This is a genomic window from Nocardia sp. 852002-20019_SCH5090214 (genome assembly GCF_001665865.1).
Lineage (GTDB): Bacteria > Actinomycetota > Actinomycetes > Mycobacteriales > Mycobacteriaceae > Nocardia > Nocardia nova.
Genome location: NZ_LZMK01000093.1, coordinates 1 through 521, shown reverse-complemented (window position 1 = coordinate 521; position 521 = coordinate 1). Strand labels below are relative to the sequence as shown.

Below are 521 nucleotides of genomic sequence, written 5' to 3'. Positions count from 1 at the left end.
GCTGCCACCGAACAGCCGGGACGCGCTGGACTCCCACCGCACCTCGCCGAGGACCTCGACCTGTCGAAAGTCGGAATGTTCGGTCACTCGCTAGGCGGGTCGACAACCGTGCAAACGATGCACGACGACCACCGTGTCCGTGCCGGCGTCGATCTGGACGGCCCGATCCTGGGCTCTGTCGCCGCGGACGGTCTCGACCGGCCGCTGCTGATGCTGGCCAGCGACACCTCGCCCTGGTTCGGCAATCCGGGCTGGGAACCGCGCTGGGCAACCAACACCGGGGTGAAGATCCCCCTGCGCATCGCAGGAACCCAGCACATGTCGCTGTGCGACCAGCAGATCATCCTGCCGCAACTGACCACGGCCGGCCTGCTCGAGCCCGCCAAGAAGGCCGAAGCAGTCGGCACAATCGACACGGCCCGTTCGATCGACCTGCAACGGGCTTACCTGCTTGCCTACTTCGACGCCACCTTCAGCCAGCCCGGCACCGACATTGCTCAAACGCTCGCCAGGCTCGCTCA

1 pseudogene is annotated in these 521 nt (G+C 66.6%); it reads left to right on the top strand.

The window, feature by feature from the left end:
* Positions 1 to 75 precede the first annotated feature (75 nt).
* Positions 76 to 521: pseudogene (locus A5780_RS07890) on the top strand (hypothetical protein); the annotation flags it as partial.